The organism is Sphingobacterium corticis, from assembly GCF_042684745.1.
Lineage (GTDB): Bacteria > Bacteroidota > Bacteroidia > Sphingobacteriales > Sphingobacteriaceae > Sphingobacterium > Sphingobacterium corticis.
In genome coordinates this window covers 1,427,261-1,444,997 of record NZ_JBHUMA010000006.1, presented here as the reverse complement: position 1 = coordinate 1,444,997, position 17,737 = coordinate 1,427,261, and the positions used below count along the sequence as shown (strand labels likewise).

The 17,737-nt window shown below is 40.8% G+C and carries 18 protein-coding genes; 10 read left to right on the top strand and 8 right to left on the bottom strand.

The genetic code is table 11. From position 1 onward, the window contains the following. Positions 1–4: 4 nt before the first annotated feature. The gene (locus tag ACFSQ3_RS12160; protein ID WP_380869821.1) at positions 5–604 is read right to left on the bottom strand and encodes a hypothetical protein; all 600 of its coding nucleotides are present in this window, start codon (positions 602–604) and stop codon (positions 5–7) included. 12 nt (positions 605–616) lie between these two features. Further along, positions 617–1,432: a 3-methyl-2-oxobutanoate hydroxymethyltransferase gene (gene panB, locus ACFSQ3_RS12155; RefSeq protein ID WP_380869820.1), complete on the bottom strand. Its 816-nt coding sequence runs from the start codon at positions 1,430–1,432 to the stop codon at positions 617–619. Positions 1,433–1,509: 77 nt separating this feature from the next. On the opposite strand from panB, the gene ACFSQ3_RS12150 reads away from it, so the two are divergent. The 4 genes from ACFSQ3_RS12150 to ACFSQ3_RS12135 are packed head-to-tail and all read left to right on the top strand — an operon-like array spanning position 1,510 to position 4,512. Beyond that, positions 1,510–2,253, top strand: a complete 744-nt coding sequence (locus ACFSQ3_RS12150) for an RluA family pseudouridine synthase (protein ID WP_380869819.1) — start codon at positions 1,510–1,512, stop codon at positions 2,251–2,253. 13 nt (positions 2,254–2,266) lie between these two features. After that, complete coding sequence (locus ACFSQ3_RS12145) at positions 2,267–2,869, top strand: TlpA family protein disulfide reductase (protein ID WP_380869818.1); 603 nt, start codon at positions 2,267–2,269, stop codon at positions 2,867–2,869. A gap of 5 nt (positions 2,870–2,874) precedes the next feature. Beyond that, positions 2,875–3,711 (top strand): orotidine-5'-phosphate decarboxylase, encoded by an 837-nt coding sequence (pyrF, locus tag ACFSQ3_RS12140; protein WP_380869817.1) that lies wholly within the window; start codon positions 2,875–2,877, stop codon positions 3,709–3,711. Positions 3,712–3,759: 48 nt separating this feature from the next. Then, entirely contained in the window at positions 3,760–4,512 is a 753-nt protein-coding gene (locus ACFSQ3_RS12135) for a hypothetical protein (protein WP_380869816.1), read from the top strand. 4 nt (positions 4,513–4,516) lie between these two features. On the opposite strand, the gene ACFSQ3_RS12130 is transcribed toward ACFSQ3_RS12135, so the two are convergent. Beyond that, on the bottom strand, positions 4,517–5,839 hold the full coding sequence (locus ACFSQ3_RS12130; protein ID WP_380869815.1) for a hemolysin family protein: 1,323 nt from the start codon (positions 5,837–5,839) through the stop codon (positions 4,517–4,519). Between the two features lie 210 nt (positions 5,840–6,049). Here ACFSQ3_RS12130 and ACFSQ3_RS12125 point away from each other — a divergent pair, with 210 nt between their 5' ends. Beyond that, the gene (locus ACFSQ3_RS12125) at positions 6,050–7,159 is read left to right on the top strand and encodes a phosphotransferase enzyme family protein (RefSeq protein ID WP_380869814.1); all 1,110 of its coding nucleotides are present in this window, start codon (positions 6,050–6,052) and stop codon (positions 7,157–7,159) included. 9 nt (positions 7,160–7,168) lie between these two features. Beyond that, entirely contained in the window at positions 7,169–7,804 is a 636-nt protein-coding gene (locus tag ACFSQ3_RS12120) for a carbohydrate-binding family 9-like protein (protein WP_380869813.1), read from the top strand. 4 nt (positions 7,805–7,808) lie between these two features. Here the strand turns inward: ACFSQ3_RS12120 and ACFSQ3_RS12115 are convergent, their stop codons facing one another. Further along, complete coding sequence (locus ACFSQ3_RS12115) at positions 7,809–8,156, bottom strand: hypothetical protein (RefSeq protein WP_380869812.1); 348 nt, start codon at positions 8,154–8,156, stop codon at positions 7,809–7,811. Between the two features lie 118 nt (positions 8,157–8,274). Between ACFSQ3_RS12115 and ACFSQ3_RS12110 the strand changes: the two genes are divergently transcribed. Together ACFSQ3_RS12110 and hpf are read left to right on the top strand one after the other, a co-directional pair. Continuing rightward, complete coding sequence (locus tag ACFSQ3_RS12110; protein ID WP_380869811.1) at positions 8,275–9,156, top strand: tyrosine-type recombinase/integrase; 882 nt, start codon at positions 8,275–8,277, stop codon at positions 9,154–9,156. Between the two features lie 14 nt (positions 9,157–9,170). Further along, on the top strand, positions 9,171–9,512 hold the full coding sequence (hpf, locus tag ACFSQ3_RS12105) for a ribosome hibernation-promoting factor, HPF/YfiA family (RefSeq protein ID WP_380869810.1): 342 nt from the start codon (positions 9,171–9,173) through the stop codon (positions 9,510–9,512). Positions 9,513–9,694: 182 nt separating this feature from the next. Here the strand turns inward: hpf and ACFSQ3_RS12100 are convergent, their stop codons facing one another. The 3 genes from ACFSQ3_RS12100 to ACFSQ3_RS12090 all read right to left on the bottom strand — a co-directional run bounded on the left by ACFSQ3_RS12100 (position 9,695) and on the right by ACFSQ3_RS12090 (position 10,905). Continuing rightward, a complete protein-coding gene (locus tag ACFSQ3_RS12100) occupies positions 9,695–9,847 on the bottom strand; it encodes a hypothetical protein (protein WP_380869809.1) in 153 nt (50 codons plus the stop codon). Positions 9,848–9,995: 148 nt separating this feature from the next. Continuing rightward, the gene (locus ACFSQ3_RS12095) at positions 9,996–10,361 is read right to left on the bottom strand and encodes a hypothetical protein (protein ID WP_380869808.1); all 366 of its coding nucleotides are present in this window, start codon (positions 10,359–10,361) and stop codon (positions 9,996–9,998) included. A 181-nt stretch (positions 10,362–10,542) separates the two neighbouring features. After that, a complete protein-coding gene (locus tag ACFSQ3_RS12090) occupies positions 10,543–10,905 on the bottom strand; it encodes a hypothetical protein (protein ID WP_380869807.1) in 363 nt (120 codons plus the stop codon). Positions 10,906–11,038: 133 nt separating this feature from the next. Here ACFSQ3_RS12090 and ACFSQ3_RS12085 point away from each other — a divergent pair, with 133 nt between their 5' ends. Beyond that, the gene (locus ACFSQ3_RS12085; RefSeq protein WP_380869806.1) at positions 11,039–11,248 is read left to right on the top strand and encodes a hypothetical protein; all 210 of its coding nucleotides are present in this window, start codon (positions 11,039–11,041) and stop codon (positions 11,246–11,248) included. Positions 11,249–11,351: 103 nt separating this feature from the next. On the opposite strand, the gene ACFSQ3_RS12080 is transcribed toward ACFSQ3_RS12085, so the two are convergent. After that, positions 11,352–15,485: a hybrid sensor histidine kinase/response regulator transcription factor gene (locus ACFSQ3_RS12080; RefSeq protein WP_380869805.1), complete on the bottom strand. Its 4,134-nt coding sequence runs from the start codon at positions 15,483–15,485 to the stop codon at positions 11,352–11,354. A 246-nt stretch (positions 15,486–15,731) separates the two neighbouring features. Between ACFSQ3_RS12080 and ACFSQ3_RS12075 the strand changes: the two genes are divergently transcribed. After that, positions 15,732–17,624, top strand: a complete 1,893-nt coding sequence (locus ACFSQ3_RS12075; RefSeq protein WP_380869804.1) for a family 16 glycosylhydrolase — start codon at positions 15,732–15,734, stop codon at positions 17,622–17,624. Positions 17,625–17,737: the final 113 nt, after the last annotated feature.

Genomic DNA, 17,737 nt, shown 5'->3' with positions numbered 1-17,737 from the left:
TCAACTATAGTAAAGGAAACAGAGAGCGAGTAGATTTGATTTCAAAGCCTTCCCGCAACGTATTGAAAAAAAAGTTGTTCCCCGCGTTTTCAGCGAGTAAAGATGGTAGCTTGATGCTTCCGTTCTTCGTATGCAGATTGTAGTAGCCAAACAAAACGCTGCGATTTTGTTGCACAGCAATAACCAAATCCACTTTTTTTACATCCTGATAGATGTTTAATGTGAAAGCTGGTTCGCCAATTGGTTCCATCCACAAGGTGGATGTCTCCGGATTGAACCAAACGTGATTCTTGCGTAGCGCGTTGAGGTGATTGGCCAGTAAAAAAACCTGACCGATCAGGTAACAAGCAATGGGAAGTAAGATAAAGAGAATCTTAATCTTCATGCCTAATAATAGGGTAATGACGAGTAAAATAAGTCCAGTTGCCACCGTCATCATCGTCGATCGAATAGCACGATTGGTATCGCCAGAATCCGCGTCAAGTTGTATAAATCCCGATTTCAGTTTAGGCGAGCTATCTACGCTGAAACTTTGTTTCAAACGGCGGAAGCTATAGAATAATAGTGCGCCAAGTACTGCTCCGATAATCAGGATTTTCAACATTTCGTTATTCGTTTAATATTGCTCATTTTCATTCGGGTAATCGCCTGACTTCACGTCAGCTACATATTCCGATGCTGCTTTCGAGATTTCGCTATATAAATCCAAATAGCGACGAAGGAATTTTGGTTTGAAACCTTTCGTCAATCCCAAAACATCATTAACGACCAAAACTTGGCCATCGCAGCCATTTCCAGCTCCAATCCCAATTGTCGGGATGGTCAATGATTCGGAAACCTCTTTCGCTAATTGCGCCGGAATTTTTTCTAACACCACAGCGAAACATCCCGCTTCCTGCAATAGTAAGGCATCGGACTTCAATTTTTCTGCCTCCGTTTCTTCCTTCGCGCGTAAGCCAAAACCACCGAATTGATAAATGGATTGAGGTGTCAAACCTAAGTGACCACAAACAGGAATTCCCGATTGCACAATTTTACGAATGTTGTCGATCACTTCCACACCGCCTTCCAATTTCAACGCATGCGCACCGGATTCTTTCATCATGCGAACTGCTGCTTGATACGCATCATTCACGGAACCTTGATAGGTTCCGAATGGCAAATCCGCCAGCACCATTGCGCGATTCGTACCACGTGCTACCGATGCTGCATGATAAATCATCTGATCCAACGTAATCGGCAAGGTTGTTTCATAGCCGGCAAACACATTTGCAGCCGAATCTCCGATTAACAAAATATCCAGACCGGCTTCGTCTAACACGCGCGCCATAGAGTAATCGTATGCCGTCAGCATGCTGATTTTCTCGCCCCGTTGTTTCATTGCTTGTACCGTAGCCGTCGTAACTTTCTTGATCTCTTTGTGGATAGACATGTATTGATTGTTTAAAGCAAAAGTAGCTATTTTGGCAAGATAATCTAAAAGTCTTGGCTTATTTGTATTTTTGCCGAATGATACAAACCGACGCACGTCTTTTTAAATTTCCCAAGTTTGAAGATTTGATCATACATGAGGATGATAACCTTATTGTGATCAACAAACCACCTTTTGTTTCTTCATTAGATCAAAGGGAAGGGGATGAGATTAATATTTTGCGTTTGGCGAAGCGTTACCATGAAGATGCGCAAGTATGTCATCGGTTGGATAAAGATACCTCCGGCGTATTGTTGATTGCCAAAAATCCAGAAACTTATCGTGCGGTATCCATCGAGTTTGAGCGTCGTCGTGTAAAGAAAACATATCATGCCATTATTGAAGGAACACACACCTTTGATGATTTATTGGTTGATTTACCGATTCTAAACCAAGGTAATAAGAATGTTTCCATTGATCGGGCAAACGGTAAACGCGCTGAAACGATTTTCAAGAGCTTAAAGTATTTTCGTCATTATACATTGGTAGAATGTCGCCCGATTACGGGGCGTATGCACCAAATTCGTATTCACTTAGCTACACAACGTGCATCGATCGTTGGTGATGCCATGTACAAAGGGAAGCCTGTATATTTATCGCAGATCAAGAAGCGCGGTTTCAGCATGTCCAAAAGTCAGGAAGAGCAACCCATTATGAAGCGATTTGCACTGCATTCTAAAGCCGTTTCCTTCTCTATAGAGGGCAAAGACTACGCGTTTGAAGCTGATTATCCGAAAGATTTTGCTACTTTGCTAAAGCAATTGGAGAAGTTTGATCTTTAAAAATCCAGATTCCATGGACAATAAACCACGATTTTCTTTAGGTAGCAAGGTGCTTTATGCCATCTTGGTGATATTTATTCTTTTGATGTTTTGGCCGGCAAGCCGAACGGTTTTGCAGCAAGGGTTAATGAAAATTGGTTTGTTCAAACCGAAGGTTGAACAAAAAGACGTCAAAGCGGACGAAGATAACTCGGAAGCCGTCGCTGGCGAAAGTATGACGTTAGTTGACGCGGAAGGAAATACGGTGAATACTGCTGATCTGAAAGGTAAAGTCGTGTTTTTGAACTTTTGGGCAACATGGTGCGGTCCCTGTGTGGCTGAGATGCCATCTATTCAAAGGTTGATCGAAAAAATGGGCGATCAGCAAGATGTTGAGTTTTTGCTTGTAGAAGTAGAAGGCGATATGACCGTTGCGCAGGAGTTTTTGCAGAAGCAAAAATTGAAATTGCCTGTCTATGTCCCCGAAGGAAATATTCCAGAAACTTGGATGAGTGGTGCCATTCCTGCGACGGTGGTGTTGGATAAAGACGGGCGACGCGTATTTACGCACAAAGGCATGGCGGATTATAGCGATCCGGAATTTATGAAGTACCTACAAAAATTAGCAGCAGAATAATACGTATGAACAAAGCAACGTTATTGCAAGAGATTAAAGCGAAAAAAAGCTTTTTATGTGTTGGGCTAGATACCGATCTTGACAAGATTCCAACACATTTATTGGAAGAAGAAGATCCAATATTTGCCTTTAATAAAGAGATTATCGCTGCTACTGAAGATTTATGCGTTGCTTACAAACCGAACATTGCTTTTTTTGAATGTTATGGTGCCAAAGGTTGGGAATCGCTTCGCAAAACTTGCGAAATTTTACCCCAAAATACATTCCGTATTGCAGATGCCAAACGTGGTGATATTGGAAATACGTCCAGCCGATACGCAGAAGCCTTTTTCAACCCCAAAATTTCCGGATTAGATTTCGATGCAATCACCATTGCGCCTTATATGGGCGAAGATTCGGTAACCCCGTTCTTAGATTTTAAAGATAAATGGGCAATTGTTCTGGCGTTGACCTCCAACGCCGGAAGTAAAAACTTCCAAAATTTTACGAATGCCGACGGAAAACAACTTTTTGAAGAAGTGATTGAACAGGTGAATACCTGGGGAAGCACGGACAATCTGATGTATGTGGTTGGAGCAACACGAGGTGAGGCATTTTTGAATATCCGTAAATATGCACCCAATCATTTTCTATTGGTTCCAGGCGTCGGCGCACAAGGTGGTTCGTTGTCCGATGTTTGCCAATATGGGATGAACGACGAATGCGGACTTCTGGTAAATAGCACCCGAGCGATTATTTACGCTTCCAACGGAAAAGATTTCGCGGAAAAAGCGCGTGAAGAAGCGATCAAAGTACAGCGGGAAATGGAAGCGGAGCTTATCAAAAAAGGAATTATTTCCTAGTATAGGGCTCTAGATCCTATTTGGCACAGTATTTAAGTACAATAGCTTATGATTTCATTTGCTACCACGAAAAGCAGTATGTGTGCTGCGTTCTGCTTTTTTCTTTTCGCTGTTTTGTTTTCCGGATGTAGTTCCATTTATCAACCCAACGTTCCCGCGACGCCTATGTTTTCTAAGCAAGGGGAAGTATATGCTGCGGTGCATTCGAATATCAAAGGAAATGCAAGTGGAAATTTAGCAGTTGCTGTGGGCAAGCACGTGGCCGTTTTAGGGAATGGATCTTACGTGGATAATACGTCTGGTAATAAAGAGTACAAGCAATACATGTACGAAGGTGGATTGGGATATTTCAATACCTTTGGAAAAGACAAATCTCGCATTTTTGAAGTTTACGCTGGATACGGTTTAGGACATGCGCGCGATGCGGATACGAGAGCAACTACGGCAGGAATGATGCCAGTGGAAGTGCGGGAAATGGATTTTGAAAAAATCTTTGTGCAAGCCAACTTATCAAGAAAGCGTGAGAATGTGCGTTTGTTCGGTCGCGATCGTCAATTTAGTTATGGTACGGCTATTCGTGGGAGCTTTGTACGAATGAAAGATTTTTGGCTAGATGGCGTTTCTGGTGTCCGTGAAGAAAATCTATTTATTGAACCTGTTTTTTACACACGAATGCAACTCAATCGTTCGTTTCAACTGCAATATACCAATGGATTTAACATCGGCGTCGTCGATAATAATTATTTGAAGGCTGGCAACGCAGTATTTACTTTGGGATTAATCTACAAATTTTCAAAATAGATCGTTAATCTGTGAACTCGCTGACGGATGAGGAATCTTCTAATCTAACTACCGATAGCTTGTCGACGCGACGGCTGTCCATATCAATCACTTCGAAATTCAGATTTTTGTACCGTACTTTTTCGCCTTCCCGCGGAACATGATCCAATAGTTGAAACACCAACCCGCCAATAGTGGTGATGCTGGTTAAATCGAGATCTTCTTCATCTTCCAAACGCATATCAAAATGTCGAAAAAACGCGTCGATTTGATAGCCACCATCAACGATAAACGATCCATCTTCGCGTTCGCGAATCTGCCGAATGCTATCGCTTTCTTCCATATCCAAATCACCAATCAGCGAACGCATGATATCTTTAAACGTGATAATCCCTTGCGGTGTTCCATATTCATCAACCACTACGGCTTGCGTAGCCGTGGATTTTTTAAGAATCTCTAGTACGCTATAGGCTAGGCTGTTTTCGTGTACAAAAGCCAATGGTTGCATGATCTGACGAAGATCAGGCTGTTTGCCATTCAGATATTCGCGCACCAAATCTTTAATATTCACGGATCCCAAAATATTGTCGAAACTACCATCGCATACCGGGTATTCGGTGTGCTGCGCTTGCTTGATGTAATCTCTATTCGTCTCTGCACTATTTTTTAAATCTAAATACGTAATTCGACTGCGGTGAACCATCAGGTTGATCGCTTTACGATCGCCGAGAAGTAGTACCTGATCCACCAAGTCGTGTTCGATACGCTCTATTACACCGTTATTCACACCCTCATCCACCAACGCTTTTATTTCTTCTTCCGTGACTAATCGCTGCGTTTGGTTTATACTGAATAAGCCCATAATTCCTTGCGAAGTTTTTTTAGATAACCAAGCTAAAGGCATTACGAAGTAACCTAACCATTGCATCGGTTTCGCCATTGTTTTGGCGTATGATTCGGAAGATAGGGTGCCTAGATGCTTCGGCACCAATTCTCCAACGACAAGCATAAGATATGAAACAATAAGCACCATCAGAGCCGTTGCAATTATTTGGCTATGTAATTCATTGTTAGTGATTTTTGTTAATATTTCGGCTAGTTGCGATACGATTTCGCCGTTAATTAATATACCAATCGTAATACCTATTAACGTAATCCAAACTTGTATGGAAAGCAGTAACCGTTCCGGGTTATTTTTTAACTTGAGCGCGGTATTCGCAGCAAACTTCTTGTTTTTGGCGTCAATTTGTAGTTTTGGTTTTTTGCTAGATAAAATAGCCACTTCCGATGCGGAAAGGAAGCCATTTAATAGAATCAAACCTAGGATAATGCATATCTCAGATATCATAGCGCATCGTATGGGTTGTGTTGTTAGTTATAACATTTGCAACGATTCCTTTGTTTTTGTCAAATAATATGAATCGAATAACAATATGAAAATGGTGCAAACGATTGCATTGCCGTTCCGTTTTTGAATAAGAAAGTTAATAATCATATTGCGGTAGAGATGATGAAACTCATTCATCGTATCAATTAAAATTTACAAAACGCCGTAAATATGGAGCCGGAAAATGTTGTTCATATAGCCTCGCAATTTGCTACGCATGGAAAACCCATTAGTGCGAATCGCTTTGGGTCGGGGCATATTAATGATACCTACCGAGTGGATACCGATGGATCTGATCAAGAAGCTTATTTGTTACAACGCATCAACGCATTTATCTTCAAAGATGTGCCGAAACTGATGGATAACATGAGTTTGGTTTGTTGTCATATCAGAAAGAAATTTCAGGATGCTGGCGAAAAACGTCCTGAAACACGCAGCGTTACGATCGTTCCAACAACGGATGGGCGATCATTTTTCCGAAGCGAAACTGGTGAGTTTTGGCGTATGTTTATCTTATTGGAGGATACGTGGAGTTATGATACATTAGAAACAGCCGACCAAGCCTACGCAGGTGGAGTCGCTTTCGGTCAATTTCAAAAGCAACTTTCTGATCTTCCCGCTGAAAACTTACACGTTATACTACCTCGCTTTCATGACATCAGCTATCGGGTGGACAATTTGCGTTCCGCGATTGTATGCAACAAAGGTAAACGTGCTGATGAATCGGAGGTACGCGTTTTGCTGGAGCAGATTTTCAGCCGAGAAGCAGACATTCGTGCAGGATTTGAAAAACAGATCGCGAAGGCAACGCCGAAGCGGATCATACACAATGATACGAAATTTAATAATGTGTTGCTTAACGCTGCGGGTGAGGTGCAATGTGTTATTGATTTAGATACCGTCATGCCCGGCTACGTAGCTTATGATTTCGGCGATGCGATCCGAACAATTATCAATAATGGAGCGGAAGATGATCCATATTTGGATCGGATCACGCTGAACTTTCCGTTGTTTGAAGCGTACACAGAAGGTTATTTAAGTCAAGCCAAAGAATTTTTAACGGATGCGGAAGTCGAATCGCTGTTGTTCGGCGTTCGATTGATTCCATTTTTGCAGGTCGTGCGTTTTATTACCGATTACATTGATGGCGATGTATATTATCGGGTGCATTATCTGGATCACAATTTAGTACGTGCGAAAGCGCAGTTGAAATTATTACTAGAACTTGAATCGAATGAAGAAAAGTTGGAAAAAATATTGAATAAGGCATTGATTTCCTAATTTAGTGCTATGCTAAACATTCCTTTTCGCAACGTAAATATCGATCAATTTATCGATTATTCAACAGCATCTATCATGTTCGATCGGGTTGCCCCTCAAAGCTTGGCGCACGCCAACTGGTCGGAAGAATATCCGTATCGACCTAGCGTTTCCTTTCGAATGTTACATGGTACATCTCATTTCTTTTTGCAATTCGATGTGGAAGAAGAGTTTTTGCGTGCTCAAGCTACTAAGCACAATGAAGCGGTTTGGAAAGATAGCTGCGTGGAATGCTTTTTATCGTTCGATAATCGGGAAACTTACTACAATATTGAGTTTAATATTTTAGGTACGGGCTTGATTGGATATGGTTCGGCGGATCGTAAAGCGCGAAAACGATTGGATATTGGCCAAGTTGAGCGGATTGCCACGTTTTCACAGATAACAAATGTGGGCAACAATAAACGTTGGCAAATGATCCTGATCATTCCAAAGGACATATTTGGATCGAATGAAAATCTGTTATCTCGCGGAAAAGTTTTTGCAAACTTCTATAAATGCGGTGACGAGCTTCCTCAACCTCACTTTATCTCATGGAAACCGATCGATTCACCATCGCCCAACTTTCACCAGCCTGAATTTTTTGGCGAAATCCATTTCGAATAACATTTTATTTGTTCCCTGCCGATGCAATACTTGGTGTTCCGTAAGCGGTGATCACAATTCCGGCCACAATTAAAAATAATCCGGCAACCTGTATCCACGATAAAGATTGCTTGAAATAAAGCGCCATGCCAAATTGTACGGCGACGAACGTTCCGCCAGCGCAGCAAGCAATTACAATCGGTTGTGGAAAATGTCGAAACAACTGAATTAAAAACCAACTGGCAGAAAGTAGAATGACATTGCCAGCAATTAGTGCATGCCAATGATATTTTGGATACATTCCTCCGTATTTAAATATAACGCTGGAAACAAGTTGGCAAGCCCAAAAAGCGACGAAAAATAACACGTGCATAACAGATATTTTGTGTTGCAAACCTAACTAAATTTCTGTTAAAGTTTCGTTGTTTTCACTACACGAAGTTGTAAATGCCATCGTTGTTTGCTAATTTACCAACACAGATGATGAGGATATGGCGCAAGAACAATACTTGGATTACTTACGTTACGAACGTCGATTTTCGCCGCATACGATCGTCGCATACGAACTAGAACTTGATCGTTTTGCGCAGTTTCTTTTGTCCGAATCCGTCAATTTTCAATCAGTAGATTACCGATTGGCGCGCTATTATATTAGTACGCTGAAAGAGAACGGGCGGGCATCAACTTCGGTAAATCGCACTATTTCTGTCCTCAAATCTTACTATAAATATTTGTTGCGATCTGGATTGGTTGATCAAAACCCAATGACTGCATTGAAATCATTACGCGCGCCAAAAAAACTTCCGGTTACGGTAGAAAAGGAAAAGTTGATTACCATGTTGGAAGAACGTGCGTCTGAAATGGACAGTTTCTCGGATCAGCGGGATCTGCTTGTTATGGAATTATTGTTCGGAACAGGTATTCGCTTGTCGGAACTATTAAATATTCGTGATGAAGATGTCGATTTTTATAAACAAGAAATTCGTATATTAGGAAAACGCAGCAAAGTACGTTTGGTGCCAATTCATGAACAGCTGGTCGAGCAGATTCGAAATTACCAATCGGAAAAGAAATCTGCACTTTTACAAAACATGTCGGCCCATCTGATCGTTAGCAATAAAGGAAAGCCTGCTTACGCGTCGATGATCTATCAGTTGGTCAAGCGGTACTTGACGTCGATTACCTCGCAAAAAAAACGCAGTCCACACGTTTTGCGACATAGTTTTGCGACGTCGCTCTTGGACAATGGTGCTGATTTGAATGCTATAAAGGAGCTATTAGGCCACGCGGGATTAGTGACAACACAAGTGTACACACACAATTCTGCGGAACGATTAAAGTTAATTTATAAACAAGCCCATCCAAAGGCTTAAAAAAAGGAGGAAAAATGAATATTACTGTACAATGTATCAAGTTTGATGCGAACCCAAAATTGGTAGAGTTCATTAACAAAAAAGCGGAAAAATTGGAGCTTTTTTTGGACAATATTATTGACGGGCTTTGTAACTTGCGTGTGGAAAGTGTTGGCGGAGAGGCCGATAAGTTTGTAGAGTTTAAGTTCAATGTGCCAGGGAACCAACTCTTTGCAAAAGCACAAGCAAAAAGTTTTGAAGAAGCGGTCGACTTAGCATTGGAATCCATCCGACGACAGATTAACAAACACAAAACGAAAACGCGTACAAATGCCAGTAATCACAAAGAGGTGCTTAATCAGGCAGAAGATTTATAAAATTTTAGTCAACCGCAGTGATGCGGATGAGCAAGTAGAAAGGGAACGATTGTCGTTCCCTTTTCTTCTTTTTACCGTTTATTTTATGTACCACAACGTATAAATTGAACCATCACTTCGCGAAACAATTTTTGTATTAGTTCCACTTCTTCCCCCGTTCCAAACCATTTTTGTGTCTTCAGTCACAATTCGGCTTCCTCCAATTTATTTTCCTGCATCAATGCTTGAAAAGGTTGGATATCCACATGCCGACCAGCAATCATTACGATTGTTTCCGAAGAGAAAACTTTGTATTGGATGTTTTTATGCGATCGTTTCCGCGGCGTAATAATCAAATCGAGGATACCTTTTTTCCAAATTGTCCATCATTTCCTGATAATCGTAACGATTTGAGGAATTATAAAGCACATTTAAAGCATCTATTTGCCAAATAATTGGCTGGTATACAAAAATGCTGGAACGTCTATCGTTCCAGCATTTTGATTAAAGATCTTCTACATCGTCTTTGGCCACATTCGGATCTTCTGAATCAGGTAGGTCTTCCGCTGGGTCACCTTCTTCCGTATTTGGGACGGAGATATTTTCATCGTCTTTACTAGGCTTTTTAACTTCTTCCTTCTTCTCTGGATCGATAGCTGAGTTGCCTTGATTGCGAATGCGTTGATCCTCCGACGGTTCAACCTCAGACCGGTAGTTGATAGGGTGGTCTTTGCTATTCATGGATGCCCAAACCACACTTCCAGTTGCCGCAGGGTGATGAAGCGGATTATTGTATGAAAGTATGGCGCACAATATGATGCTTTGACTTCCAGACTCATTTTCCTCGTTGTATATGTTTGTGTTTTTCATGATGAATAATATTAATAGGCGTACATTATTTCAACAGGTTTTGCAGGAAAAAGTTTTGTAAAACACGAGCTATTCCTACGCGTCAGTAATAAGATAAAATTAAGCTGTTTATTGTTAATTTCTATTTAAACAATTGTAAAATCACGCTCTTTTACAATCATTCATCTCTTATTGATCGAGTTTAGAGATTTTGATTATTATTTGTTGAGTTTCTTAATTTCAATTCTTTGTTGATGTTTCCCAAGACAATTGCAACAGGCAGTATACTAAGCGGTATGGATAGCGTTACAGCGACCAAGGCGTATTGTTTTTTTGATAATGCGATATAGATCCCCACAATTGCTGCAAAAACGACTACTATACCCAAACCAATAATTGCACCGGTAGCTGTTTTCTTCCGTTTTACAAGTTCATCGTACGAAAGCAGTTTTAAATTTTGAAGTTGGTTGTTTTTCATAATTAACGGTTCATATTCTCTTGTTGCCTGAAGGCAATCGCGAATCATAAATATAAGCAAAATTTTTTTTGTTTTGAAAGCAACCATTATTCATTACAGAGAATGAAATAGGATTTTTCGTTAAGAAAAATCAGCTTTTGGGAAATCCGCTTTATTTAAAAATGCGTAAATAAGGAAAACCGTAAATATTCATAAAAGCATAAGCCGACCTTTGGATAGCATGAGAATTACCGCGCAAGATTACATTATATTAGCCATCATAGATGCCATGGAAACATCGGTCGAAGGAGATCAGTTCAAGCGCCTTCACAAGTTCGATTTCCGATTAAGAGATACAAATAGCTATATTGAGTTTTCCAGAAAGGACGGGAAACCCATAGAAACAAAAGATGCGTTTTGGTTGGGTTATGTGTCGAGGGAGTATATTTAGAACGTTATGTATTTGAGTCGATCCAATTTGGATATGCACCCATGTATAAATATTTGTAGATAAACTATTATCCTGAAAATCCGCTCCGTGCTTTCTTTTTTTATTACATGATAATCCTTTGGCTCTTTCGAAGCATTTCGTACTTCTTTTTGAATTCGGACGGTTTCATGCCAAAGGTTTTCGAAAAATGTACGCGAAAATATTTTATGTCGTTGAACCCTGCGGCGAACGCGGCCTCGCTTACGTTTGAATCGGTATCAATGAGTATCTGTGCAACTTTCCTAAGTCGTACAAATCGAATGAATTCGTTAGCTGATTTCTCAGAAATAGATTTGATTTTCTTATAAAAATTAGAATGACTCATTCCAATTTGCTCCGCCAGCTCTTTGACGCCGAACGAGTCGGTATCTAAATTATTCTCGACAATAGCGATGGATTTTTCCAAAAATAACCTGTCTTCTTTGGATATTTTGTGCGTACTTGGCTGTAACGTAATTTCGTCTAGAAAGTGCCGCTGCATATGTTTTCGGCTTTGAATAAGATTGTTTACTCGAGCAACGAGTAGTTCTCGGTCGAAAGGTTTAGTGACATAATCATCAGCTTTACCCTCCAAGCCTTTCAATTTTATATCCTGCGAATTACTCGCGGTTAAAAGTATAATCGGGATATTACTCAACGCGGGAATACCCTTAATGTGTTGACAAAGATCAATACCCGATAGTCCATCCATCACGACATCGCAGATGATAATATCGGGCGGCGTCTCTACAATCATAGCAATTCCTATTTCGGCGGAATCTGCTTCTTGAATTACAAATTCGTTTTGAAATATTTTATGAAGATACTTTCTGATTTCGATATTGTCATCTACAACCACCATGACCTTCTTGTCAGTGGTGATGTTCTGAAGTTCCGTTTTTTGCTCAAGTATGAAGCTTGGCGTTGTTGTCGCTTGAAAAGCATCTTCATAATCAGAAGTAATTTGAATACGTTCAGGCGCGGATGGTGCTTTAATAAATTCATCGATACTCGCACTATGCTCCATCACATCTTCGAATATGGTAAATTGGGCAAGATGTTCTTTTCCGTTTTGCAATAAAATTTCAAACTCTGTACCCTTAGGTTTATTTGGTCGATGTTTAATATGTCCTTCGTGAGCTAACACAAAGCTCTTTACTAAATACAAGCCAATTCCAAAGCCGCCCTTGTTATTCGTATTCCCAATATAATCCCGTTCGAATACATTAAATACGGTGTCTTTATTTTGTTCTGCTATACCGCAACCGGTATCAGTTACACGAATCGAGAAATTTTTATCCTGCAATTGTAGCGCTACGCAAACACTACCACCGTCCGGTGTGTATTTTAATGCATTGCTAATCAAGTTAAACAGACTCATTTCAATTTTTTCTCTATCTACTAATAGCGTATGGCGTTCCGTATTACTCTCAAAAGCATAATTAATGTGTTTTATAGAAGCTTGTTGTTGGAAACAGATAAACACTTCGCGGGTTAAACTTACAATATCCGCATGTACTAAACGAAGTTGGTTGGCTCCGCTTTCTGTTCTACGAAATAGCAGTAATTTATCTACCAGATTTAATAAGCGTTTAGAATTGCGGTAGACGTGATAGATATCTTCTCGATCGACCGGAGAATTAGGCTCCGTGCTCATTTCCTTGAGCGGGTTGACAATCAGTGTAAGTGGATTTCTAAACTCATGCGCGATATGCGTGAAAAACGCGATCTGTTTTTCGTGTAGTTCTTTCTTTTTCTCTGCATTTACCTTGGCTAAATCAATTTCGTACTTCAACTGCGTTTGCTTTCGGTCGTATCGCAAATAGCCGAAAACACAAGTCGTAAATAAAGCGATATAGGTCAGGTAGGCCCATGTACTACGCCACCAAGGTGGTAAAATTTCAATTTCTATTATCTTCTCAAGATCTGTCCAAACACCATCGGCATTGGTGGATTTGATGCGTAATGTATATTTGCCCTCTCTCAGATGAGTATAGTTAGCCGTTCTTACATTATTAACGTAGTTCCAGTTTTTGTCCCAACCATCTAGAAAGTAAGCATATTTGATCTTGGTAGGGAAGGAGTACTCTAACGCCGAATAGTGCACATTGAGGACGGCGTCGCCAAATGGTATTTTAAGTTTTCCGATGTGATTCGCGGAGCTATATAGGGGATTTACAGTAAATAGATCGGCAGGTTTATTATTAACACGTATTGCTGTCAGTGCCATTTTGGAATCCCTCTTCAGCGATTTTAGTTGTGTAGGCTGAAAAACATTAAATCCATGAAGTCCTCCAAAGGCTAAACTTCCGTCAGTCAACTTTATTGCCGCATTGTAGCTAAATTGATTGCTCTGTAATCCATCAGAATCATAGTAGTTGGTAAATTTTTCCTTCTTGGCATCAAAATTAGACAATCCATTGTATGTAGATAGCCATAAGGTGCCGGCGTTGTCTTTTAAAATGTTCAAAACGGTATTACTGGGCAAACCATCTTTTTCAGAATAACGCTTCGTTTTACCCGTAGATTTTTCGTGGCGAAGCAAACCACCACCTTCCGTAGCCATCCAGATATAGCCATCATTATTCGTGTAAATATCCCGTACTGGAAATTCGGTGTGGATCACTTTCTGTTCGCCACTTTTCAAGTTGCGCATCGTTAAGGTAGACCAACTACCAAACCACATGACGTCTTTCTTTTCCTCATGAATACTTAAAACATCGACGATGTCACTCGCTTTTTCCTCAAACTCATCGGTATTGGGATTATAACAAAATAGTCCGCCACCTTGTATGGTGCTAACCCACATGCGATGCTCACTATCTAAAAATATTTTCCATGTAGCCGAATACGAGCGGTTGTTTTTTTTCGAGAAACAAGAGTACTGCTTAAAAACACCCGTTCTCGGATCTAGCCGATTTACGCCACCGCCATAAGTGGTAGCCCAAACATACCCTGCATCATCCTGCATAATGCTGGTTACAAAGTTGTTGTTTAGCTTTCCAGAACTTTTTTTATTATCCGCAGAGTAATGTGTGAATATATTTTGATTCCGATTCCAACGTGTCAGCCCGGCTCCGTCCGTTCCGATCCACACGTCATTTTGTTTACCGTTTGCGAAAGAAAGAATAAAGTTCTTTGGATCTTGTCGATCCGTTGCTGAGCCAGGTTGTATCAGGTTGAAGCGACCAACGGGATTATCTATCATGTTGACACCGCTTCGCAACGTACCTACCCACCCGCGCTGCATCTTGTCAATATAAACGCTATATACCGTTGTGTGTTTCATCCAGCTTGTATTCGCCTGATACTGCTCGAACCGGTTTGTCCGTTTATCAAATGTGATAATTCCACTACCTTCAGAACCGATGTACACTTTTTCATATTTTGCATACAGGGTCGTAATTGGCGATGACGCCAGCGTAGCATCTATTTCATACGTGGTATAGACCTTTCTTTGTAAATCAAATTCGTATAATGTACGTTTATTGTCATTAGAAGCTGTCCAAATGGAACGACCATTCTCATCGGTTTTTATAGAGATGCTGTTTTTGATTTGGTCATTTATAATCTCTAGTGCATTGCTTTGAGGATTCAGTCGGCAAAGTCCGTAATTATGAACGAAAACCCAGATATCGTCTTTCGTTGTTGCAACGACACCCTGTGCATCATAGTCGACGAGCATAGTGCCATCATGTCGTTTCAAAGGAATTTTGGTTGCGAAAGGCTGATCCGTATGTGTGTCGACTTGTAGCAAACCATAAAGCGAGGTAGCCGCAAGTATGCCATGTTTGGTGGAAGAAGCTAATTGGTTTACCCTAGCAGATATAGTCGATCGATCTTGTCGAAACGGAAGGTAATTTTTCCATCTTACACGCTGAAAATTCGCATAATCTGCCGTTAATTTCCCAAATCCCGATTTGCTCGCTACCCAAACGGTTCCTTCGTCGTCCTGTGAAATATCTGTAATTCGATTGTCAGGCAACGACCGAAGGTCCTCTGGTTGGTTTTTGAATACCATGAACTCGTAACCATCATAACGATTTAGTCCATCGAAGGTACCAAACCACATAAATCCATCTCGATCTTCAAATATTGAAGTAACGTTGTTGTTGGATAGCCCTCGCTCTATGCCTATATAGCGGATAGGTAGATTATCCCTGGATTTCGCGGTTGATACGGCTATCGCGAATAAGAATAAGGTTATTAACGCTCTCATTAGGTGGTTAGTCTTCCACGCCAGCAGTTTCGCAGCTCCTGTCGTTTCATAAATGTAACCTTATTAGTAACCAGAAGCAAATTTACTGTAAAGAAAATGCCTATAACAGTACAAAGTAATACTTTTATTACAGGCAGATCGCTATTGTTTTGGGGTGTTTTGTACCCTCGTTTTGTCGAAAATGACCCTCTTCAATTATCTTGAAGCCCATAATTTTACCTTTTCATTCACTATATCAATAAATCTATGAGAAGAGGCGTCTTAATCATTTACCTTTTTTGCCAATGTTTGAATATCTGTTATCCTCAAGATCAAAACTATGAGTTAGTTTGGTCAGATGAATTTGATAAGTCCGGATCGGTTGACTTACGATACTGGAATTTTGAAAAGGGTTTTAAGCGCAATCACGAAGATCAGTGGTATCAGGAAGAAAATGCCAAGATAAAAAATGGTGTCTTGGTAATCGAAGCCAAAAAAGAAAGCAAAGCTAATCCAACTTATGAAGTAGGTAGCAATCATTGGGCAAAATCCCGTGAAAAGATTCAGTATACCTCATCCTCCATAAATACTTCGGGTAAGCGATCATGGAAATTCGGTAGATTCGAGATGCGAGCGAAAATTCCAGTGGGCAACGGGATATGGCCGGCATTTTGGACTTTAGGCGTAGATCGTGAATGGCCTTCTAATGGCGAAATCGATATCATGGAATATTACCAAGGCAACTTATTAGCAAACATCGCGGTCGGCACGAATCGCCGTTGGCAAGCAGAATGGCACAACGGTAAAAAAGCTGTTGCCGAATTAGGCGGCGCCAGATGGGCACAGGATTTTCATGTTTGGCGGATGGATTGGGACGAGCAGGAGATTGCTATCTATGTTGACGACATGCTATTAAACAAAGTGCCACAAAGCAAATTGGAAAACAAAGACGGCTCTGGTTTTTATCCTTTCAAACAACCGCACTACATGCTGCTCAACCTAGCTTTAGGAGGTGATAATGGTGGTGAAATCGACGAATCGCTATTGCCTGCACGATATGAGATAGACTATGTACGTGTGTATCAGAAGCCTAGTCAGCGCGCTAAGCAAGTCGATACGCGTACTGCATTTCATCCGGGTGAGTTATGGTTGGACCAAAATGGAGAACATATCAATGCACATGGTGGCGGTGTGTTATTTCATAAAGGTACTTACTATTGGCACGGTGAAAAGCGCGGTGGGAAAGAATCTCAAGGTGTTACGGTGTACTCCTCGACGGATTTATATAATTGGAAAGCCGAAGGTTTAGCTTTGACGCCATCAGCAGATAGTACCAGTCCGATTACGAGAGGTAGTATTATTGAACGACCAAAGGTCATCTATAATGAGAAAACCAAAAAGTTTGTCATGTACTTTCATTTAGAACTTAAGGGAAAAGGATATGAAGCTGCTCACGTCGGTTTAGCTACGAGCGATCATGCTGTTGGGCCTTTTACATTCCATAAAGCAGGTCGTGTAAACCCGGAGAAATGGCCACTTAATATGTCGGAACCGCAGCGCCAATCTACGGTTTCTGAGAAAGACCATGCAGAATGGTGGACACCAAGTTGGATGGAAGCAGTTAAAGATGGACTTTTTGTACGACGCGATTTTGAGGGTGGACAAATGGCGAGAGATATGACCTTATTTGTAGATGATGATAAAACCGCCTATCATGTGTATTCTTCCGAAGATAATTTAACTATCCACATTGCAGAATTGACCAAAGATTATCTAGGTTATACGGGCAAATATGTGCGTGTAGAACCCGGTGGCCACAATGAAGCGCCTGCCTTATTGAAAAAGGATGGGAAGTATTATATGGTAACTTCTGGCTGTACCGGTTGGGCACCTAATGCCGCTCGATTATTGACTGCGGATAACATGCTGGGCGAATGGACACGACACGAGAATCCTGCCTTGGGATCTGGTGCAGATCGTACCTTCGAATCGCAAAGTACGCATATACTTCCGGTACATGGCAAAAAGGATACTTTCATCTTTATGGCCGATCGATGGAATCCTAAAAACTTAAAAGATAGCCGATATATTTGGTTACCTATTGAGTTTGATGAGGCCGGATTACTGTCCTTCCAATGGCAAGATCGCTGGCAATACTAAGGGGATCGGCGATCGGGCTAAAATCTTGTTTTATTTTATTTAAAAACACGTTTAAAACGAATTCACCCCTTTTTAAAAACGAAAATGCCCACTTTGTGGGCATTTTTTTTTAA